This is a genomic window from Corynebacterium sp. MSK218 (assembly GCF_030232655.1).
Lineage (GTDB): Bacteria > Actinomycetota > Actinomycetes > Mycobacteriales > Mycobacteriaceae > Corynebacterium.
In genome coordinates this window covers 18,186-37,849 of record NZ_JASPGN010000002.1, presented here as the reverse complement: position 1 = coordinate 37,849, position 19,664 = coordinate 18,186, and the positions used below count along the sequence as shown (strand labels likewise).

General features: G+C 59.9%; 20 protein-coding genes and 1 tRNA gene. 5 read left to right on the top strand and 16 right to left on the bottom strand.

Annotated elements, in window-relative coordinates; translation table 11 throughout:
* Window positions 1-23: 23 nt before the first annotated feature.
* Window positions 24-1,724 (top strand): ABC transporter family substrate-binding protein, encoded by a 1,701-nt coding sequence (locus QP922_RS01835; protein WP_284807571.1) that lies wholly within the window; start codon window positions 24-26, stop codon window positions 1,722-1,724.
* 97 nt (window positions 1,725-1,821) lie between these two features.
* On the opposite strand, the gene QP922_RS01830 is transcribed toward QP922_RS01835, so the two are convergent.
* From QP922_RS01830 to QP922_RS01810, 5 genes are all read right to left on the bottom strand, one after another.
* Window positions 1,822-3,024 (bottom strand): SPFH domain-containing protein, encoded by a 1,203-nt coding sequence (locus QP922_RS01830; RefSeq protein WP_284807570.1) that lies wholly within the window; start codon window positions 3,022-3,024, stop codon window positions 1,822-1,824.
* A 157-nt stretch (window positions 3,025-3,181) separates the two neighbouring features.
* Window positions 3,182-4,432 (bottom strand): alpha/beta fold hydrolase, encoded by a 1,251-nt coding sequence (locus QP922_RS01825; RefSeq protein ID WP_284807569.1) that lies wholly within the window; start codon window positions 4,430-4,432, stop codon window positions 3,182-3,184.
* 4 nt (window positions 4,433-4,436) lie between these two features.
* Window positions 4,437-5,306, bottom strand: coding sequence for a pyruvate formate-lyase-activating protein (gene pflA, locus QP922_RS01820; RefSeq protein ID WP_070673047.1), 870 nt, complete (start codon window positions 5,304-5,306; stop codon window positions 4,437-4,439).
* Window positions 5,307-5,558, bottom strand: a complete 252-nt coding sequence (gene grcA2, locus QP922_RS01815) for an autonomous glycyl radical cofactor GrcA2 (protein ID WP_042532094.1) — start codon at window positions 5,556-5,558, stop codon at window positions 5,307-5,309. It lies immediately after the preceding gene.
* Window positions 5,559-5,595: 37 nt separating this feature from the next.
* Window positions 5,596-7,689: a pyruvate formate lyase family protein gene (locus QP922_RS01810; protein WP_284807567.1), complete on the bottom strand. Its 2,094-nt coding sequence runs from the start codon at window positions 7,687-7,689 to the stop codon at window positions 5,596-5,598.
* Between the two features lie 394 nt (window positions 7,690-8,083).
* Here QP922_RS01810 and QP922_RS01805 point away from each other — a divergent pair, with 394 nt between their 5' ends.
* Window positions 8,084-10,006, top strand: coding sequence for a solute carrier family 23 protein (locus QP922_RS01805; RefSeq protein ID WP_284807566.1), 1,923 nt, complete (start codon window positions 8,084-8,086; stop codon window positions 10,004-10,006).
* A 47-nt stretch (window positions 10,007-10,053) separates the two neighbouring features.
* Here QP922_RS01805 and QP922_RS01800 read toward each other — a convergent pair whose 3' ends face one another.
* The 3 genes from QP922_RS01800 to QP922_RS01790 are packed head-to-tail and all read right to left on the bottom strand — an operon-like array spanning window position 10,054 to window position 11,415.
* Complete coding sequence (locus tag QP922_RS01800) at window positions 10,054-10,659, bottom strand: hypothetical protein (protein ID WP_284807564.1); 606 nt, start codon at window positions 10,657-10,659, stop codon at window positions 10,054-10,056.
* A 4-nt stretch (window positions 10,660-10,663) separates the two neighbouring features.
* Complete coding sequence (locus tag QP922_RS01795) at window positions 10,664-11,020, bottom strand: DUF3817 domain-containing protein (RefSeq protein WP_039676715.1); 357 nt, start codon at window positions 11,018-11,020, stop codon at window positions 10,664-10,666.
* On the bottom strand, window positions 11,017-11,415 hold the full coding sequence (locus QP922_RS01790) for a hypothetical protein (protein ID WP_284807838.1): 399 nt from the start codon (window positions 11,413-11,415) through the stop codon (window positions 11,017-11,019). The genes QP922_RS01795 and QP922_RS01790 overlap by 4 nt, the downstream gene beginning before the upstream one ends.
* A gap of 144 nt (window positions 11,416-11,559) precedes the next feature.
* On the opposite strand from QP922_RS01790, the gene QP922_RS01785 reads away from it, so the two are divergent.
* Window positions 11,560-11,641: transfer RNA gene (locus tag QP922_RS01785), tRNA-Leu, on the top strand.
* Between the two features lie 364 nt (window positions 11,642-12,005).
* Here the strand turns inward: QP922_RS01785 and rdgB are convergent.
* The 8 genes from rdgB to clpS all read right to left on the bottom strand — a co-directional run bounded on the left by rdgB (window position 12,006) and on the right by clpS (window position 17,570).
* The gene (gene rdgB / locus QP922_RS01780) at window positions 12,006-12,617 is read right to left on the bottom strand and encodes an RdgB/HAM1 family non-canonical purine NTP pyrophosphatase (RefSeq protein WP_284807563.1); all 612 of its coding nucleotides are present in this window, start codon (window positions 12,615-12,617) and stop codon (window positions 12,006-12,008) included.
* The gene (rph, locus tag QP922_RS01775; protein ID WP_284807562.1) at window positions 12,611-13,339 is read right to left on the bottom strand and encodes a ribonuclease PH; all 729 of its coding nucleotides are present in this window, start codon (window positions 13,337-13,339) and stop codon (window positions 12,611-12,613) included. The genes rdgB and rph overlap by 7 nt, the downstream gene beginning before the upstream one ends.
* 23 nt (window positions 13,340-13,362) lie before the next feature.
* Window positions 13,363-14,130, bottom strand: a complete 768-nt coding sequence (locus QP922_RS01770; RefSeq protein WP_284807560.1) for an MBL fold metallo-hydrolase — start codon at window positions 14,128-14,130, stop codon at window positions 13,363-13,365.
* A gap of 68 nt (window positions 14,131-14,198) precedes the next feature.
* Window positions 14,199-14,975, bottom strand: coding sequence for a glutamate racemase (gene murI / locus QP922_RS01765; protein ID WP_284807558.1), 777 nt, complete (start codon window positions 14,973-14,975; stop codon window positions 14,199-14,201).
* Window positions 14,975-15,697 (bottom strand): rhomboid family intramembrane serine protease, encoded by a 723-nt coding sequence (locus QP922_RS01760; RefSeq protein WP_284807557.1) that lies wholly within the window; start codon window positions 15,695-15,697, stop codon window positions 14,975-14,977. The genes murI and QP922_RS01760 overlap by 1 nt, the downstream gene beginning before the upstream one ends.
* Window positions 15,698-15,709: 12 nt before the next feature.
* Complete coding sequence (locus tag QP922_RS01755) at window positions 15,710-16,681, bottom strand: P1 family peptidase (protein ID WP_284807555.1); 972 nt, start codon at window positions 16,679-16,681, stop codon at window positions 15,710-15,712.
* A 4-nt stretch (window positions 16,682-16,685) separates the two neighbouring features.
* Entirely contained in the window at window positions 16,686-17,222 is a 537-nt protein-coding gene (locus tag QP922_RS01750) for a DUF2017 domain-containing protein (protein WP_284807554.1), read from the bottom strand.
* Between the two features lie 12 nt (window positions 17,223-17,234).
* The gene (gene clpS / locus QP922_RS01745; RefSeq protein ID WP_239107410.1) at window positions 17,235-17,570 is read right to left on the bottom strand and encodes an ATP-dependent Clp protease adapter ClpS; all 336 of its coding nucleotides are present in this window, start codon (window positions 17,568-17,570) and stop codon (window positions 17,235-17,237) included.
* Window positions 17,571-17,662: 92 nt separating this feature from the next.
* Here clpS and QP922_RS01740 point away from each other — a divergent pair, with 92 nt between their 5' ends.
* Window positions 17,663-18,247, top strand: coding sequence for a spore germination YkwD domain-containing protein (locus QP922_RS01740; RefSeq protein ID WP_284807551.1), 585 nt, complete (start codon window positions 17,663-17,665; stop codon window positions 18,245-18,247).
* A 41-nt stretch (window positions 18,248-18,288) separates the two neighbouring features.
* Window positions 18,289-19,641 carry a nicotinate phosphoribosyltransferase gene (locus QP922_RS01735; RefSeq protein ID WP_284807550.1) on the top strand — a complete coding sequence of 451 codons (1,353 nt, stop codon included), beginning with the start codon at window positions 18,289-18,291 and terminating at the stop codon, window positions 19,639-19,641.
* Window positions 19,642-19,664 lie beyond the last annotated feature (23 nt).

The window sequence follows — 19,664 nt, the reverse complement described above, 5'->3', positions numbered from 1 at the left end:
TTTCCTCTCGAAAGGACACAAATATGAATATGAAGCTCCGCAGGACCGCTCTCGCAGTGGTTACCGCCTCTGCCCTCATCCTCACCGGCTGCGCCTCCGATGGCGGCTCCGGCAGCTCTGATGGCTCGAGCGACTCCGCCTCCGGCGAGAAGCTCGACGTCAAGCTGGACGGCTCCTATAACCCCAAGGACCGCTCCGAGCTCAAGGAGGGCGGCGAGCTGCGCCTAGCCATTGATGAGATTTCCCAGCAGCAAAACCCCTTCCAGGCCGACGGTACCCGCTACACCAGCGACGTCTGGAAGTACTACAACCCGCAAATTGGCCTCTTCGACGGCGCGGGTGAGTTCCATGTCAACAATGACTACATCACGGACGTCAAGGACGAGGAGAAGGACGGTAAGACCGTCGTCACCTTCACCATCCACGAGAAGGCGCAGTACAACGACGGCACCCCGATTGACTGGAAGTCCTTCGAAAACACCTGGAAGTTCAACAACGGTGAGAACAAAGAGGCCAATGTCTCCTCCACCGATGGCTACGAGCTCATCGAGTCGGTCAAGCCGGGTGAGAACGACAAGCAGGCCGTCATCACCTTCAAGCAGGCATACCCATGGTGGCAGGGTCTGTTCAACATCCTGCTCCCGCCGCAGGTTGATTCCACGGAGAAGTTCAACGAGGCATACCTAGGCAAGGTGCACCCCGAGTGGGGAGCGGGCCCGTTCAAGGTAGAGAACGTCGACTTCCAAAGCGGCAGCGCCACTTTCGTCCCGAACGAGAAGTGGTGGGGTGATAAGCCCTTCTTGGAGAAGGTCTCCTACCGCCAGATGGAAGATCAGGCCTCCATCAACGCGTTCAAGGCCGGCGAGATTGATGCAACTGGCGTAGGCAACAAGGAGCGTCTGGCTGCCGTCAAGGACATGCAGGACATCGAGATTCGTACCGCCATGGCTCCGTCTAAGTCTCTCTATACGCTCAACTCCAAGAACGAGATTCTCTCCGACATTAAGGTGCGCGAGGCCATTATGGCCGGCATCGACCGCTCCACGCTGTCTGAGATCCGCTTCAATGGCCTCAACGGCTACACCGAGGACCTGCCAGGTTCCTTCAACCTCTACCAAACCCAAGAGGGCTATGAGGACAACGTTGGCGCGGTCATCACGTTCGACCCAGAGAAAGCTAAGTCGCTCCTCAATGAGGCCGGATGGAAGGAAGGCAGCGACGGCATCCGCGAGAAGGACGGCAAGAAGCTGTCCATGCGCTACACGCTGCTGGGTGATTCTTCCACTGGCAAGGCCCAAGCCACTGCCACCCAGAAGATGATGAAGGACATCGGCGTGGACCTGAAGGTAGAGGAACGCCCAGCCGCTGATTTCTCCGAAATCACGTCCTCCTATGACTTCGACATTCTGCCTATGGGATTCTCTTCCGGTGATCCCTTCGGTGTGGCCTACTTCGGCCAGGTCTACCGCACCGGCTCTCAGCTCAACCGCTCCGGTACGGGCACACCAGAACTAGACAAGAAGATCGACAAGCTTTCCCAGATCGCCAACCCAGACGAGCAGATCAAGGAAGCCAACAAGCTGGAGAAGGAAGCACTGGCACAGTATGGCATCATTCCTATCTTCAACGGACCGGCCATGGTTGCGACCCACCCCGATATCGCAAACTTCGGCGCCAACTCCTTCGCCGTCATCGAGGTGGAGAACATCGGCTACACCAAGTAAGTAGCGTCCCGTCCTCGGCAGACCTCCCTGCTTAGGACAGGAAAAGGGGCCTTCCCGGTATATCGGGAAGGCCCTTCATCGTTGCTACGAGCGGTGTTTAGTTGCCGTTGTTGTTCTGGTTGAGCTGGTTGCGCAGCTGGTTGAAGTAATCACGCGCGGACTGCGGCTGGGCATTGCCCTGCGGAGGCGTAGGGAAGCCCGGCATGTTACCGAAGCCCTGCTGTTGCGCATTCTGGACACGTTCTTGAGCTTGCTGTTGGGCGCGCTTAGCCTGCTCCATGATTTCGGCATCGCGGCTGGCACGCTCTTCACGCTCACGGCGCTCCTTCTCCTCGCGGCGACGACGTGCAGCAGCTGAGTCCTCACGGCTATGCTTTGCTTCGCCGGCCGGAACCTTCGGCTTCGGGGCTTCATTAATAGCGTTGGTGGACAGGAACGTGTCGCGCATACCGCTGAAGAGGTCCTGCATGCCGCCCGGGTTAGACGGCATGTAGAGCACGTTGGTGTGAGCGCGGTCTGCCACGTCCACCATGGCATCGAGGTACTGGGAGACCAGCATGAGGGTCTCTGGGTTCTCCTCCACACCAGCAGCGCGCAGCAGCTCGTACTGCTGGGCAATACCTTCGACAATTTCCTTACGCTGGTCAGCCACACCGCGACCCTGCAGCTTCTTGGCCTCAGCCGCACCTTCAGCTTCCTTGACCACACGGATCTTCTCGGCCTCTGCCTGAGCCACGGCAGCCTCACGCTCTCGCTGTGCGGCGTTAATGGAGTTCATGGACTCACGCACACGGGCATCCGGGCGGATATCAGTGACGAGGGTGTTGACGAAGTTCCAGCCGTAGGCAGCCATGTTATCGCGCAAAGACATCGCTACATTGCGGGCAATGGTGTCCTTGGAGGAGAAGGAATCATCCAAGTCCATGTTCGCCACAGACGAGCGAACGTTGTCCTGCACGTAGGCCACAATCTGCTGCTCGTGATTGGACAAGGTGTAGAAGGCCTGACGCTCGCTGCCCTGAACCACCTCATACTGCACCGCCACGGGAATCTGAACGAAGACGTTGTCCTTGGTCTTTGTCTCCACCATGACGTCGAGCTGGCGAATCTGCAGGCTGATCTTGGCGCGGACGCGGTCGACCAACGGCACTTTGAGGTGCAAGCCCGCGTGGGCAACGTTGACGAACTTACCCATACGCTCAATGATGGCAGCTTCCTTCGTACGGACGATGAAGAAGCCATCGAAAGCGAGGGCGGCGAGAAGCAGGACTATCACGCCAAAGACAATGAGGGGACCCATGGATTAACCTTTCTAGGATCAGTTCACTTTTCGCAACTATTTTGCCATAACGCGACACCCGCCACGAGGCTGCGTGGAGCACTCCCCAGCAATCGTTGCTCATGAGCATTACGCCTGCGCCCCGAGTGCCCTAGCCGCTCCTCCCGAGCGCTCGCCCTCAGCGCTCGTCGGCCAATCGGAAGAGCTCGTCCAGAATCCCCGAACCGTCCTCAGCAATCCCGTTGTGCTGGAAATGATTAGTCACCATCGGACGCAGGTCACGGTAGGTCTCCCCCGTTGCCATGGAATCCTCGAAGGGGACGAAGATGTCGTCGAGGTAGATGGCGGCAGCAGCGATCAGGGGGACGTCGGCAAGCACTGCGGGATCATACGGGGAGCTGGTCCACTCATGCGCAGCCAGCTCCTCCGCGCCTTCTTTGAAGGGGCGCAACGCTGGGTCCTCGTCGAATTGCCAGGGGAAGATGTGTTCGCCGGTAAGGTACGTGCCGACTTCAGCAAACTCGGGAAACTCCTCGCGGATGCGGTGCGCCGCCCAGCCTGTAACGGCTTGGCCGCCGACGCCACCGTAGATGGATTCATGAATCGCCGCGTAGAGAGGCCCGGCCTGAAAACTGACGCGCTGCCCGACATCGTTGAGGAAGTCCGAGCGCAGGCGTTTCTCGCCACTCACGGTGCGGAAAGGTTGCTCCAGCAGGTAGGCCAAAGAATCAAAGCCAGTGCCGCGGCCCAATTCAATACCGATGGTGCGGAAGCGGCGCGCAGACAGGCGCTCCCCTGTCGGCAGCAGCTCCTCCGAGTTGTCTAGGTGGTGGAGGATTTCCTCGACGCGCGCTTGAGCCCACGGGAACTGGGCGTAGAAGCGCTCATGGCGGACCTTGAGCTTGGCAAAGGTCGTGCGGTAGAGGTCATCCGCCCCCTTGGTCAAGGTGGGCAAGCCACCCGTAAGGAAAGCCCGACCGATGGACTGTGGGAACATCGAGGCATAGGCGGTGATGATGAATCCCCCGAAGGATTGGCCGAAGAGATCCCAGGACTCCTCCCCTAGGTGCTCACGCAGGCGCTCGGCATCGCGCACAATGTTCTCCTGGCGCAGCTGCGCCAAGCGCTGCGCCGTGCGGTCCTCAGCCGGGCTAAGTTCGTCGATGCGGTGGCTGCGCCCGGTGCCACGCTGATCCATGAGGATCCAGCGGTAGCGCTCCAGGCCCTTCCCGATAAGCCCGGTAGCGTCAACCGGCCGCGGAGACGGGAAACCCGGCCCGCCCTGGTTATAGAGCAGTGCCGGGTAGTTCTCACCGCCCGGTGGGATGATCTCGCGCGCGTAGAGTTCGAAAGAACCTGCGGCGGGATTGTCATAATCCCAGGGGGCGGTGAGGGTGTGTTCCTTGATGGTGTGGCCGAAGCGTTTCATGCTTCTAGTAGACCACGAAACCCTCCTTACGGAACGCATCTCGGACAGATTCAACGTCTTCCGGTTTAGGTGGCTTGGTGTCCTCGAGAGTGTATGGGTAGCCCAGCTCGTGCCACTTGTCTGCGCCCATGTTGTGGAAAGGCAGTACCTCGACTCGCTCGACGTTGCTCTTCCAGCGGGACGCAATCTTGACCACGTTGGCGACGTTTTCTGGGGAATCCGTCAGGCCAGGGACGAGCACGAAGCGAATCCACACCGGCTTGCCCATCTCATTGAGACGGTCACCAAAGTCGATGGTGGGTTGCAGCTCGCGGCGCGTGACTTCCTTGTAAGTCTCCTCGTCACCAGCCTTGACATCCAAGAGAACGAGGTCAATATTGTCCAAGTCCTCATCGCGCAGGCGCGCACCCAAGTATCCCGACGTGTCAATCGTCGTATGGATACCCGCGTCGTGGACCTCCTTAAGCAAACGCCGAGCGAACGCAATCTGGAACAGCGCCTCGCCGCCAGACATGGTCAGTCCGCCCCCGGAGGCGGTAAAGACTGGCTTATAGCGCTTAATGCGCTTGACCACGTCTTCGATGCGCTCCAGAGTGCCGACCTTCATTTCCATCGTGTCAGGGTTGTGGCAGTACTGGCAGCGCAGCGGGCATCCCGACATGAACACCGTCATGCGGGTTCCAGGGCCATCAACGGCGGTCACCAGCTCCCAGGAGTGAACGAGGGCAATGTCGCCAGAACGGCGTGCCTGCATCAACTCCGGGCGGCTGAACTCGTCGAGGTCATTATTTGTGCCCAAACCGGCGGCGGCGCCGCGCACCTTGTCACCCTCTTCAGGGGACAGGTGGACGACGCCGGTAATGCCATCTGCCATTTAGGAGCCCTGGTGGAAGGTACGGGAGATGACGTCGAGCTGCTGCTCGCGGGTCAGCTTGACGAAGTTCACTGCGTAGCCAGACACACGGACAGTGAGGTTCGGGTACTTCTCCGGGTGCTCAACAGCGTCCTCCAGGGTGGACTTGTCCAGGACGTTGATGTTGGCGTGGTAGAGGCCCGAGTCCATGTTGTTGGCGGAACGGTTGGCCTTCATGGTTGCGAGACGCTCGTCGAAAGTTGGGGTAGCCATGATGTTTTCTCCTTTTCGGAAGTGGTGTGAAAGTGGTTTATTCGGAATCCATGATGAAGCCGGCGTCGAGGACACCCACCAGGTTGGTGATGCGTTCCTCAGGCGTGCGGCCCAAACCGGACGGGGTGATGGTGTTCGTCAGCGAGATGCCGTCGAGCGCATCCTTGTAGTCCAGCTTGCCCACCGACAGCATGGAAGCAACCATGCCGTGGTTGTCTGCACCGTTCTCCGGGTTTGCGCCCGGGGCGAACGGAGTACCTGCCTGGTGGCCAGACGGGAAGGAACCGGTGGCCTTGCCGTAGACCACGTTGGAGGTAATGGTCAGCACAGACTGGGTCGGGATGGCGTTGCGGTACATCGGGATGGCCTTAATCTTCGCCATCACGGTGTGGACGATGGTGGCGGCGATGTCATCGGCGCGGTCATCATCGTTGCCGTAGAACGGGAAGTCACCTTCCGTCTTGTAGTCCACGATGAGACCAGTCTCATCGCGCACCGGGTAGACCTTGGCGTACTTGATGGCGGAGAGGGAGTCAGCCACGATGGACAGACCCGCGATACCGCAGCCCATGGAGCGCACGATGTCAGAATCGTGCAGCGCCATCTCGATGGACTCGTAGGCGTACTTGTCGTGGCAGTAGTGGATGATGTTGAGGGCCTCAACGTAGGTGCCCACAACCCAGTCCAGCATCTCCTCGTACTTCTGCCAGACCTCGTCGAAGTCCAGCGGGCCATCGCCCTGGATAGCCTCGTAGCCGTCCACGACTTGCTTGCCGCTGACCTCGTCGCGGCCACCGTTGATGGCGTAGAGCAGGGCCTTAGCGGCGTTCACGCGGGCGCCGAAGAACTGCATTTGCTTGCCGACGGCCATCGGTGACACGCAGCAGGCAATCGCGGCGTCGTCGCCCCACTGCTCACGAATCTGCTTATCGGACTCGTACTGGATGGACGACGTCTCAATCGAGATGTGAGCACAGAATTCCTTGTAACCAGCCGGCAGCTGCGGATCCCAGAAAATGGTGATGTTCGGCTCCGGTGACGGGCCAAGGTTGACCAGGGTCTGCAGCAGGCGGAAGGAGGTCTTGGTGACCATATGGCGGCCGTCGGATCCGAAACCAGCATCGGTCCAGGTTGCCCAGTACGGGTCACCAGAGAAGATCTGGTCGTAATCCTCGGTACGCAGGAAGCGCACGATGCGCAGCTTGAGCACCAGCTGGTCGATGATCTCCTGAGCGTCTTCCTCAGTGATGATGCCAGCGGCAAGGTCGCGCTCGAAGTAGCAATCGAAGAAGGCGGAGAGTCGGCCGATGGACATGGCGGCGCCATCCTGAGACTTGATGGAAGCCAGGTAGCCAAAGTAGGTCCACTGCACAGCTTCGTGAGCGGTCTTGGCCGGCTTAGAGATGTCAAAGCCGTAGGATTCAGCCATGACCTTGAGCTTCTTCAGAGCCTTGATCTGCTCGGCGTGCTCCTCACGGTAGCGAGCCCAGTGCTCGGAGAATCCGACATCGCCCACTGCATGCTTGGACGCTTCCTTCTCAGCGATGAGGTAGTCCACACCGTAGAGAGCCACGCGACGGTAGTCACCGATGATGCGGCCACGGCCATAAGCATCCGGCAGACCGGTAATGATGTGGGAGGAACGAGCAGCGCGGATGCGCGGGGTGTAGATATCGAAGACGGCGTCGTTGTGCGTCTTGCGGTAGCGGGTGAAGATCTTCTCCACCTCGGGGTCGGTTTCCTTGCCGGCCTCCTTGATAGCCTGCTTGACCATGCGCCAGCCACCATTCGGCATCATGGCGCGCTTCAGCGGGGTATCCGTCTGCAGGCCGACAATGACGTCATCCTCTTCGCAAATGTAGCCAGCGGGGAAAGCGTCAATATCAGTTGGGGTGTGGGTATCGACATCGAAGATGCGCTTCTTGCGCTCGATGGACAGGTAGTTTTCTTCCAGGTGCTCCCAGACGCGCTTAGTCTTTTCGGTCGGGCCTTCCAGGAAGGAAGCATCTCCGTCATAGGGGGTGTAGTTGCGCTGGATGAAATCGCGGACGTCGATATTCTCGGTCCACGGGCCTTCTTCAAAGCCCTTCCATCCCTCAAACTGGACGGATTGCTCAGTTGCGGTGGTCACTATAATGACTCCCTTCGTACTTCATACGACGTGTGGAAAATCTGCCACAGAAGGGTTTTGGTGACTCCAGTTCACGGGCAATTCGGTCATCACGGTTGTCACCGAACCCCTCTCTGCAGCCCATAGTAAGGGCAAAGCTGTAAAAGCTCATATCCTGCGTTTTATGGGACAAATCACTAAAAACGCCATTTTGTGGGCACCCCGCTGGTCACCGGATCCATGGGTAACGACCGTACTGTTGACTCACGGGGGTGCCGTACCCCCTAAAGTGGCATTTACCACAGATTTTCCCGTTAATTTCATGCGTTGAGGCTCCATCTTGGTGTGTGTCCACGCAGCGCTCTATTGTTATGCGCAGTATCCTCGTCTCGCCCTTCAGCAAGGAGCTCTTCGCGTGTCTGACACCGCCGCTACTGCTAGCCCTGCCACTGCCCCCACCCACCCCGTGGATGTTGTCCCGCCAGCGCCCAAGCTGGCGGCTCTCGGTCTCCAGCACGTCCTCGCGTTCTACGCCGGCGCAGTCATCGTGCCGCTGCTCATCGCTGGTTCTTTGGGCCTCGATGAGGCAACCACGATTCACCTCATCAACGCCGACCTGTTGACCTGTGGTCTGGCCACGTTGATCCAAGCGGTGGGCGTCGGCAAGCACGTCGGCGTCCGTCTCCCCATCATCCAGGGCGTGACCACCACAGCGGTGAGCCCCATCATTGCCATCGGCATGAGTGCAGGTGACCAGCCGCTACCCACGATTTATGGCGCGATTATTGCCGCCGGTATCTTTACGTTCTTCGCCGCGCCGGTCTTTGGACGCGTGCTCAAATACTTCCCACCAATTGTCACCGGCACTGTACTTCTGGTCATGGGTACATCTCTGCTCGCGGTTTCCGCCAATGACTTCGTGAACTACGCTGACGCCACCCCCGCTTCGCGCGACCTTCTCTATGGTTTCGGCACGCTCACCATCATTATTATCGTGCAGCGCTTCTTCCGCGGCTTCCTAGGCACACTCTCCGTGCTCCTCGGCCTCGTCATCGGCACGGGCGTGGCCTTGGCACTGGGTGATACGTCCTTTGATGGCGTGCGTGAGGCCGATGCTATCGGTATCACCACGCCTTTCTATTTTGGTATGCCGAAGTTCGACATCATGGCAATTCTTTCCCTCATCATCGTCATGATCATCACCATGGTGGAAACCACCGGCGATGTCTTTGCTACCGGTGAGATTGTCAAGAAGCGCATCAAGCGCGATGACGTTGTGCGTGCCATTCGCGCCGATGGCCTCTCCACCACCCTTGGCGGCGTGATGAACTCCTTCCCCTACACCTGCTTCGCGCAGAACGTCGGCCTAGTTCGCTTAACCGGTGTGAAGTCCCGCTGGGTTGCCGTGTCTGCTGCCGGTTTCATGATTGTTCTGGGCCTGCTACCCAAGGCAGCTGCCGTGGTGGCAGCCATTCCGTCCCCCGTCCTCGGTGGTGCCTCCTTGGCTCTCTTTGCCAACGTCGCGTGGGCCGGCCTGCAGACCATTGCGAAAGAAGACATCACCGACGGCCGCAACGCCGCCATCGTCACGACCGCGCTGGGCTTGGCCATGCTCGTCACCTTCAAGCCGGACGTGGCAGCGGCTTTCCCGGAGTGGGCACAGATCTTCGTTTCCTCCGGCATGTCCATTGGCGCGATTACGGCGATTCTGCTCAACCTGCTGTTCTTCCACATCGGTACGCAATCCGGTGACGATATCAGCCGCATCGACGGCGAAGGGGTGTCTCTCTCCGAGCTCAACGCCATGGAGCGCGACGAGTTTGTCAATGCACTGCGCCCACTCTTCAACAACGAGACGTGGCCACTGGAGGCTGCCTGGGAGTCCCGCCCCTTCGACGACGTCAGCCGCCTGCGTGAGGCTATCCAGGTCGCCGTGCTGACTGCGCCGCGCGAGCAGCGCCGTGCACTTATCCACGACTATCCGGCCATGGATGAGCTGCTGCTTGCCGACGCTACCGAGGCCGCCACCATCTCCGCCGACCGCGGCTCACTTGCCCTCGATGACTTGGACGATGTCCAAACGCAGCAGCTTATCGACGTCTCCCGGGCCTACCGCGAGCGCTTCGACATGCCCTTCGTGGCCTACCTAGACACCAACGATTCTGCCGACCGCGTCATCGACGGAGGCGTGCGCCGCCTCGCCAACTCCGACGAGCTGGAGCAGCGCGTCATCTTGAGCGAAATCATCGAGATTGCCAACGACCGCTTCGACATCCTGCTGGCCGATGCCAACCCGGTGCGCGCTTACTGGGACCGCAAGTTCACCGAGGTGGAGTGACCAGAGGTCACTCCACGTTCGATCAGGTCATTCCACGTAGATTCGGGTCACTGGAATTCCATGGTGACCTGAGCTTCCGGGTCCACGCCGCGGATGATGCCCTCATAGAAATTGCGAGCTTGGTCCTGCAGGAGGTCGCGGTTATCGTTGATGTCCTTGCGCTTCTTATCAGCACTGAGGACATCAGACACCGTGGAGGCAGCATCAAGTGGCTGCGTGGTCCAACTCAGCACGCCGTTGTCCTCCACTGCGGTCTTGAACTCCTCATCGGTATGACCGATGAAGATAAACTCCGGGATGCTGACGGTATAGGCGTGCTCACCGGTCTCCGTGACGCGAACATCCTTGCCTTCAATTCCCAGCTTCGCCTTGTAGGAATACTGCACGAACTGTGTGCGATCAGTCCACGGCACCCGCACCCCAAAGACTTCGCCGGCGGAGGACTTCTCCGCCAGTCCCTGGATGCCCAGGCTGAGCAGCACTACCTGCTCCTGGCGCTCCACTGCAGTGACTACTTGGGAACTCGTGGATTCGACAGGGGCGCTATACACATCGCGCGGCTGACGCACGATATACATACCCAAAGCGGCACAAACGAGGGAAAGAAGCACCACGACGGCAATAAGCGTGGTGCTGAGCTTGCGGTTAGACATGAGCTTAAAGCTGGAACTGCTCGGTAACCTCAACGCGGCGCTTGTGCTCCATCCAGAAGGACAGGAACGGCACCACACCGGCCAAAGCGGTAGTGATGAGCTTGCCCACCGGCCACAGTGCACGAGGGCCAAGAATCAGAATCGACACCAAGTACACCATGTAGGCCACTCCATGTGCCTGGGCGATGAGCGTGGCCCACGACGGCATTTCCATGCCCACGCCGTACTGCAGAATCATACGAACGACCAGAATGAGCAAGAAGATACCCGTAACCGTGGCTGCAATGGAGAAGAACTTCAACGGTCCGCGAATGCGCTCTTTGCGGTCTGGGTGCACGGCATTGTTCGCTGGGTTAGTCATGAGTTCTCCTCTTCGGTGCCGCGACGGCGGCGCTGTTTATTCATGGCATTAAAGGTCTCGACGTCCACCTGCGGGCGCGGCGGCAAGAAGTCTTCGTCGATTTTAGTCACCTGTTGTTCCTTGGCTGCGTCCTTGGATTTAGCTTCATACTGAGCCGGCTCCTGCCCCATTTCTAGGGCCTCATTCTCCGCATCGATGCGCTCGTTCTCATAGCGCATCGCGGTGCGGTAGGCATAGACCACGAAGACAGCAAACAGCGGCCACTGGAAGGCATAGCCCAAGTTTTGGAAGGTTCCGGAGCCAGATTTAAAGCGGGTCCACTGCCAATAGGCAAGGAACAAAAAGAGCACGACGAAAAACGCGATGAGGACGATGTGCCACCATCGGACCTTCATCTTCTTTCTCGGGGCTTGGTTGGTGCTCACGCGTATCAGCCTACCCACCATGGTTCGAAAAGTGGATTTCCATCGTAGGCCTGCCGCCCTGTAAGCTATTCAGCGTTGCTCCGAACACAGTGTGTTTCGCGGCTACGTCTTTCAGCGCCCGTGGCGGAATTGGCAGACGCGCTAGATTTAGGTTCTAGTGTCTTATGACGTGTGAGTTCAAGTCTCACCGGGCGCACACCATCAAGGTCTGCGTTGAAGCTTCATACTTCAACGCAGACCTTGTTTCTTACCGTGGCTTTCTTTCTTGAGGGGCGATGGCCCCGTGCATGGTTCTAGTCATGAGGTTTCCTTCATCGGGTTCCTCTGGGGGCAAACAAACCATGTACCAGACCGCACAAGGTTCGTTTGGGGGTAAGGAAACCTTATGAGTGCAAGCATGTGAGGAGAGACCAAAGTTACGGGACCATCTGCTCGCATTCTGCGAATTGAACCTGGGGAAACACAGAAGCCGATTCGCAGATGGTCCTTCTAGTTTGGTCTCCTGCCCAACAAGGCCAGCTGGTGGAAGCCGAGGCTGGCGGTAATGGCTTTGCGGCTGCTTAGGCTTGGCGGGCGAGGGCTGCTAAGGGCTCGCGCAGTTGGGCTAGGGCCCGACCACGGTGCGAGACCGCGTTTTTCTCCTCAGGCATCATCTCGGCAGCAGAGCGCTGCTCGCCTTCGGGTCGGAAGAGGGGGTCGTAGCCGAAGCCGTTCTCTCCCTGCGGTGCGGTGAGCAGCGAACCGGGCCAGCGGCCCTCCACCACGTGTTCCTCACCGTCGGGAGTGACCAGTGCACAGACGGAGACGAAGGCTGCCGAGCGGCGCTCAGCAGGAACGTGCGCCATCTGGCCCAGCAGTAGGCGGTTATTCGCTTCATCATCGCCGTGGGCGCCCGACCAGCGGGCAGAAAGCACTCCCGGCATGCCGTTAAGCTCTTCGACGGCGAGACCGGAGTCATCTGCAATCGTGGCAAGCCCGGTGTGTTGTACCCCGGCGCGGGCCTTGATCAGAGCGTTGTCAGCAAAGGTGCGGCCATCCTCGACGGGCTCCGGATAGGGATCCACGGCCGACAATGGGAGAAGCTCGATACCTTCAATTCCGGCATCAGCCAGGATCTTCTCCAGCTCTTTTAGCTTCTTCGCGTTATTGGAAGCAACGAGAAGCTTTACCATCCCAGGGCCGCCTTCTGTGCCTCAATGAGCTGAGCACAACCTACCTGGGCCACATCGAGCATCTCGTTGAGCTCCGCACGGCCAAACAAGCCGTGCTCGCCAGTGCCCTGAATCTCCACAAAGTCGCCGCCTTCCTGCATCACCACGTTGAGATCAACCTCCGCGCGGGAGTCCTCCTCATAAGGCAGGTCCAAGCACACGTGGCCGTCAATGATGCCAACGGAGACCGCAGCGATGGGGTCGAGCAGTGGCTCGCCCGGTACAACGCCTTCCTCCTTGAGGTAGGCAATCGCATCCGCCAAAGCCACATACGCACCGGTAATAGACGCGGTGCGAGTACCGCCGTCTGCCTGCAGCACATCGCAGTCCAACTGAATGGTGTTCTCCCCCAGCTCAGACAGGTCCACCGCTGCACGCAAGGAACGGCCCACGAGGCGAGAGATCTCGTGCGTGCGGCCCTTGACTTTGCCCTTCATGGACTCGCGCGGCATGCGCTCATGCGTAGCGGAGGGCAGCATAGCGTATTCAGCAGTAAGCCAGCCTTCGCCGGAATCCTTCTTAAAGCGCGGGACACCGAACTCCACGGAGGCGGTGCACATGACGCGGGTGTTGCCGAACTCTACAAGCACCGACCCAGCCGGGTTAGTGGTGAAGTTACGGGTAATGCGGACGCTACGGAGCTGGTCGAGCGCGCGACCATCAGCACGAGTGAAATCAGTCATGCCCCCTACCCTACCGCGCGGGCTTAGAGCTCGAATTCCATCCCCGAGGCGCCCAGAACAATCTCGCCATCAAACTCACGCGCGGCAGCCGCGTACGTCGCGGCGGCATCGCCCCACGGCTGCAGGTGAATAAGCACAAGCTTCTTTACCCCAGCTTCGCGGGCCAGACGGCCAGCTTCTGCACCGGACATGTGCATGTTGGGAGCTTTGTCCTCTGAGGTTTCGCCCCACGCGGCCTCACAGAGGAAGATATCGGCGCCCGAGGCAGCGTCAATCAGCGCCGGCGTATACGCCGAGTCCGCGGAGTAGCACAGCGTGGCACCGCTCTTTGCGTGTTCCATGCGTAGCGCATAGGTTTCCACCGGATGCACGGTGCGGAAAGGGGTGATGTAGACATCGTCGACCAATTGGCGTTCGCGGTCTACCCACGGGCTAAACGCGAAGGTATCACTCATATCATCCACGCCGTTGGGCTCATCCGAGGAAAGGCGACCCAAATGGTCTTCCGTGGATTTCGGGCCAAGACAGAAGTTGCGGGAGGCCGCCGGAGCGGTGGGGTGGAAGCGGCGCCACACCATCAGTGACGGGAAGTCCAGGCAGTGGTCTGCGTGCAGGTGAGTCAACGCCACATGGGCATCGCACGGATCCTGATGCTCCTGCAGGCGTGCGAGGGTTCCCGGGCCCAAGTCCATAACGATGGAGGGGGCCGAGTCGAAAGACACGAGGTAGCCAGAGGCCGGGTTACCAATAGTAGGCACCGAGCCTGAACAGCCGAGGATGGTCAACTTCATGCGTTCAATAGTTCCACGAAACAATGAGGATTGCTGGATTTGAATCGATTGTACCTGCTGATCCGCCATTAAATCTGGGGCCCGAGAAAGCGGGCCGCCAATCGCGAGAAAGACTCGTGGTCACCGGTGCATTCAAAGCTGCGGGTGGGCGTTTGTCCTGTGGGCGCGAGCATGTCGGTGGTGGTGAGGATGCGCATGACATCCTTCGCGGTCTCTTCGGCAGAGGACACCAGTGCGACATTGTCCCCGATAGCGAGCTGAATAACACCAGTCAGCAGCGGGTAGTGTGTACAGCCCAACACGAGGGTATCCACGCCCGCTGACTGCAGCGGAGCGAGGTAGCCCTCCGCCACGCCGAGGATCTGGCGGCCAGCGGTAATACCGCGCTCCACAAAACTCACGAAATCCGGGCAGGCCACGGCGAAGGATTGAACGTTCGGGTTCACCGCAAACAGGTCCTGATAAGCCCCGGAGGTGATAGTACCTTCGGTGCCGATGACGCCAATCTTGCCGTTGCGCGTCGTGGCGATAGCGCGGCGCACCGCCGGACGGATAACCTCGACGACAGGGATGCTGTAGCGCTCGCGGGCGTCGTGGAGAAATGCGGCCGTAGCGGTATTGCAGGCGATGACGAGCATTTTGCAGCCGCGCTCCACCAGCTCGTCGGCGATCGCCGTGGACAACTCACGTACTTGTGCGATGGGGCGTGAGCCATACGGCGCGTGGGCGGTATCGCCAATATAAATGATGGACTCGTCCGGCAGCTGCTCCATGATGGTGCGCGCGACGGTCAACCCGCCCACACCGGAATCAAAAATACCAATGGGAGAAGAGGCGTCAGGCATCAGCGCATCCCCGCCTGCGGTTGCGGCTTTACCTTTTTAATTGGGTCATCGGAGGTAATCACCATGCCCGCCACAATGCCGCCGATGGCGCCAAAGAGGTGCCCTTGCCAGCTCACACCTTCATAGATGGGCAGCACGCCCCAAATGAGACCGGAGTAAGCAAAACCCAAGCCAAGGCCCACAAGGAACTGACTGAGCGAGCGGTTAAAAATGCCGCGCACGATAAGGTAAGCCAACCAGCCATAAACCATGCCCGAGGCGCCGATATGGGAGGTGCCCGGCCCGCCGAGGAGCCACGTGCCTACACCAGCGATGAGCACAACGATGATCGTGACTTCCCACCACGCCTTGCGGCCGGACAGACCAATAAGGAAGCAGAAGATAGCTCCTGGCAGTGAGTTTCCGATGAGGTGCTCAAAGTTGGCATGCAACAGCGGGGCGGTGAAGATTCCCCAGATGCCGTTGAAGTCCAGCGGGTGAATGCCGTACTGCCCCAGGTCATTGCCGAAGAAGAGGAAGTTGATGATGTGGATAATCCACTCGATGGCAAGGAAGCCTACGGTGAGCGACAGGGCCGTTTTAAGGCGTCCGGCGCGTGTGTAGTTCTTCGAATCGCCCGCATTAACGGTGCGTTTCTGACCTACTCCGGCGCTGTCCGGAGTGGGTTGGAAGGGATTGGGCTGATAGGAATTCTGCTGGCCAAACGGTCCACTGCTCGTCATAATGCCCCAACTTTAGCAAGAGAGCAGCGAGGAGTACGCCTCCAAGCCCAAGCCAGGGGCAGCTTTGACCACGGCATCCACGATGGCAGCCTCCACGGCATCGGCCGCCGCGGCGCTGAGGGAGGCGAGAACTTCGGCATCGACTCTGGGTGCGGTTCCCGCCGTGCTTGCCGACGTCTCCCCCACCTTTCCCGTCGACGCAGCAAAGATCGTGTCGCCATCCAGCGGCGAGTGAGCCGGGCGCACCGCGCGGGCGATGCCATCGTGGCCGGCCAAGGCAAGGCGCTTGGCTTGGGCTTTGGTGATGGGAGCATCTGTCAAGACAGCACCGATGGTGGTGTTGAGATGGGCCTCCGCAAGGCTCTTCGCAGCGGCGAAGCGCTTGATGTCTACAGCTGGCTTGTCGGGTGCGCCAAAGAGCCGGCCGGTCGCATCATCGATAACCTGGCCCACGGGGTTGGCTACGACGACGGCGGCGAGGGTGTAGGGGGAGACGTCGACAAGCGCCATGCCCACCCCGCCCCGGACTTTTCCGGCACAGGCACCCACGCCGGCGCCGACGCTACCGGTGGTGTCATCATGCCCCGCCAATGCGGAGCGCAGCGCCTGCGCGCCATCTGCTGCGGTGGGACGCTGGGGACCTGCAAGTAGGTCGAAGATGACGGCACCGGGCACGATGGGAACGCGCGGGCCTGGTTTATCTTCGCCGAAGACCGGAAACCCGATGCCGGCCTCCTCAAGTCCCCTCATGACGCCATCGGCCGCGGCCAAGCCAAAAGCCGAGCCACCTGCAAGGACAATAGCGTGGACGCGCTCGACGGTGTTGTGCGGCTGAAGCAAATCAGTTTCGCGCGTGCCGGGACCGCCGCCACGTACATCAACGCTGGCGACGGCTCCCTGCTCACCGCAATAGATAACGGTAACGCCGGTATCATCACGCGTGGCATGACCAACAGAAAAGCCAAGCTCAGGCACAGTTCGCATGGTCTTAGTCCATGATGACGTTGAGCAGGGAGTCCTGGCAGAAGGCTAACCACTCCACGAGGGTGTCGCGGTCCGCTCCCTGAGAGCCGTGCTCAACATCGCCCGATGCCACGAACAATCGCAAATCATTGAGACCCGCGAGGAAAGCATGGGCTTCTTCCTCGCTAATGGTGACCTCAACCCCGCCGGTTGGGCCGAGCGCTGTGTTGATGACTTGGAGGTTCTCCAGCTTGGCGCGGGCAATATCGTTTTCGTGCAAGGAGCGCAGCAACGCATTATCGCCATCAAACTCCTCATCGCCGGGCTTCTGAAAATCCGGGAAGAGGCGGGCAAGGGACGGGTCCTCCGGCGCTTCCGTGTGACCGGTAGGCATATCCACCATGTCCGCCAACTCATCCTTCGGCGCCGATTGGGCGCGGGCAATGATGGCCTCCGAGACCGTCGCGGTGAGATCCCCTATCACCTCGCGCTCCATGGGCTCAAAAACAGCGGTGTACTTAGCACCGCGCATGAAGGACTTTTTCTTCTTCCAGGCCTGCATACTGTCCTCTCCTTAGCCTGCCTGCTGCATCGTGGCCCACAGTCCCGCGACCTGCAGCTTCTTCACATCGGCCTCGACCTTGTCACGCTCACCACTGGAGACGGCGGCCTTGCCTTCGGTGTGAACCTGCATCATGAGCTCGTTAGCTCGCTTCTTGTCGTAGCCTAGGACCGTCTGGAAGACATACGAGACGTAGCTCATGAGGTTGACGGGGTCATCCCAGACGATGCACATCCACGGCAGGTTTTCGCTCGTGGCGACGTCGACCTCAATGGCCTCATCCAATTCCGGGGTGGCCATGGGCGAACTCATCACCACGCCCGCGGACGTTTCTCGGTGCGCATTCATGTCCTCTACACTAGCCAAAAACTGTAACGCTGTGAGCGGCTATACTGACGGGGACTCAATATGTGATTATCGTTTCCAGGTGGCTGCCGTCGATGAATTCTTTTGCTCTCCCCACCGCCCTGGCGGATATTCTTGCTGGTCGTACTCCATCCCGCGAGGATCTTGCTCGCCTTCTCCAGCTTGTGCTCACCGCCTTCGTGCTGGGCGGCACACTAGTAGCCGCAGTGGCCAGCCTGACGTCCCCTTCACAGAGCGGAAGCTCAGATGACAGGCCAGCTCCAGAACCCACTCCGGCGTCCTGCGACTATGAGCTCCCTGAAGGCCGCATCCAGACCAAACTGGAGACTATCCAATACGAGCTTATCGAGGCCCTCAATACCTGGCGCGCAGAAGACAACCAGGGCCCACTCGTGCCGTGGATCGACCGCCAGACCGCGGCCCGCGAAAAGGCCGAGTGCAATGCGGTAACGAAGACCGAAAAGCCAGCAGACGAGAATATCCAGATGGTGCAGCATCACCTGCCTCTGGACAAGGCCAGTGCTTATGAATTCGTGGAAGCCTTCCGCCAGTCCCCGTCCCACGTCGCGGCTCTCCGGGACCGCCGCATGTCCACCGCTGCCGTCGGCGTGGCATATAACGACGGTCAAGTTTACGTAGTCATCCAGCTGGAAGAATAGATTGGCTGAATTTTTGCTGCACGCTGAGTAGCATCTTCGATGTGACTAGTACCTCAGACAACGTCGTGAACGCTGGAAATGTCCCTTCTGACCGTTCCACGGCCCTGCTCACCGATAAATACGAGCTCACCATGCTGCAGGCAGCACTGCGCGATGGTTCCGCTCACCGCCAGGTAACCTGCGAGGTTTTCGCCCGTCGCCTGCCCAACGAGCGCCGCTATGGTGTCGTCGCCGGCACCGAACGCGTGCTGCGAGCAGTGCGGGATTTCCGCTTTACCGCGCGCCAGCTGGCGGAGATGGACTTCCTCGATGAGGAAACCAAGGACTACCTCGCGCATTATCGTTTCTCCGGCCAGATTGATGGCTACCGTGAAGGCGAGATTTACTTCCCTTACTCTCCGCTGCTGACCGTACGCGGTACCTTCGGCGAGTGCCTCATCTTGGAGACGGTCATTCTCTCCATCATGAATTCTGACTCTGCGGTGGCCTCGGCCGCCTCGCGTATGGTCGTGGCTGCCGATGGCCGCCCGATTATTGAGATGGGCTCACGCCGCGCCCACGAATACGCCGCGGTGACGTCTGCGCGTGCCGCCTACCTGGCGGGTTTTGAGGCCACCTCCAACCTCGAGGCAGGCTACCGCTACGATATTCCGGTCTCTGGTACGGCAGCGCATTCCTGGACCCTGGCGCACGTCAACGACGACGGCACGCCGAATGAGGAAGCTGCATTCCGCGGCCAGATCGAGACGCTTGGCGTGGGCACCACGCTGCTGGTCGACACCTACGACATCACCAAAGGCGTAGAAACCGCCGTGAAGGTGGCCGGCCCGGAACTCGGCGGCGTGCGTATCGACTCGGGTGATTTGGCCGCGGTCACGCGCCGTGTGCGCAAGCAACTCGATGACTTGGGCAACCACAGCACCAAGATCGTGGTCTCCTCCGACCTCGACGAATTCGCCATCGCCGGCCTGCGCGGAGACCCCGTCGATGTCTATGGAGTGGGCACCTCCGTGGTGACTGGCTCGGGTGCGCCGACTGCCGGCATGGTGTACAAGGTCGTGGAGGTCGACGGTCATCCGGTGGCCAAGCGCTCCTCCTCCAAGAAGTCCCAGGGCGGAGCCAAACGTTCGCTGCGTACGTACCGCTCTTCCGGGGTGGCCGTCGAGGAGCTCGTGCTGCCTTTCGACGCCGAGGATCCGGACACCGGCACCCTCACCGCCCGCGCTATGACCGTGCCGCTTATGCGCGATGGGGAAATCGTCGACGGACTTCCCTCCCTCCACGAATCCCGCGATTACCTCGCCAACGCCATCACGACTCTGCCGTGGGAAGGCCTAGCGCTTACTCGCGATGAACCGGCGGTGCCGACGCGTTTCATCGGCTTCTCCTCCTAAAGGCATACCCGTTCCGCCCGGCT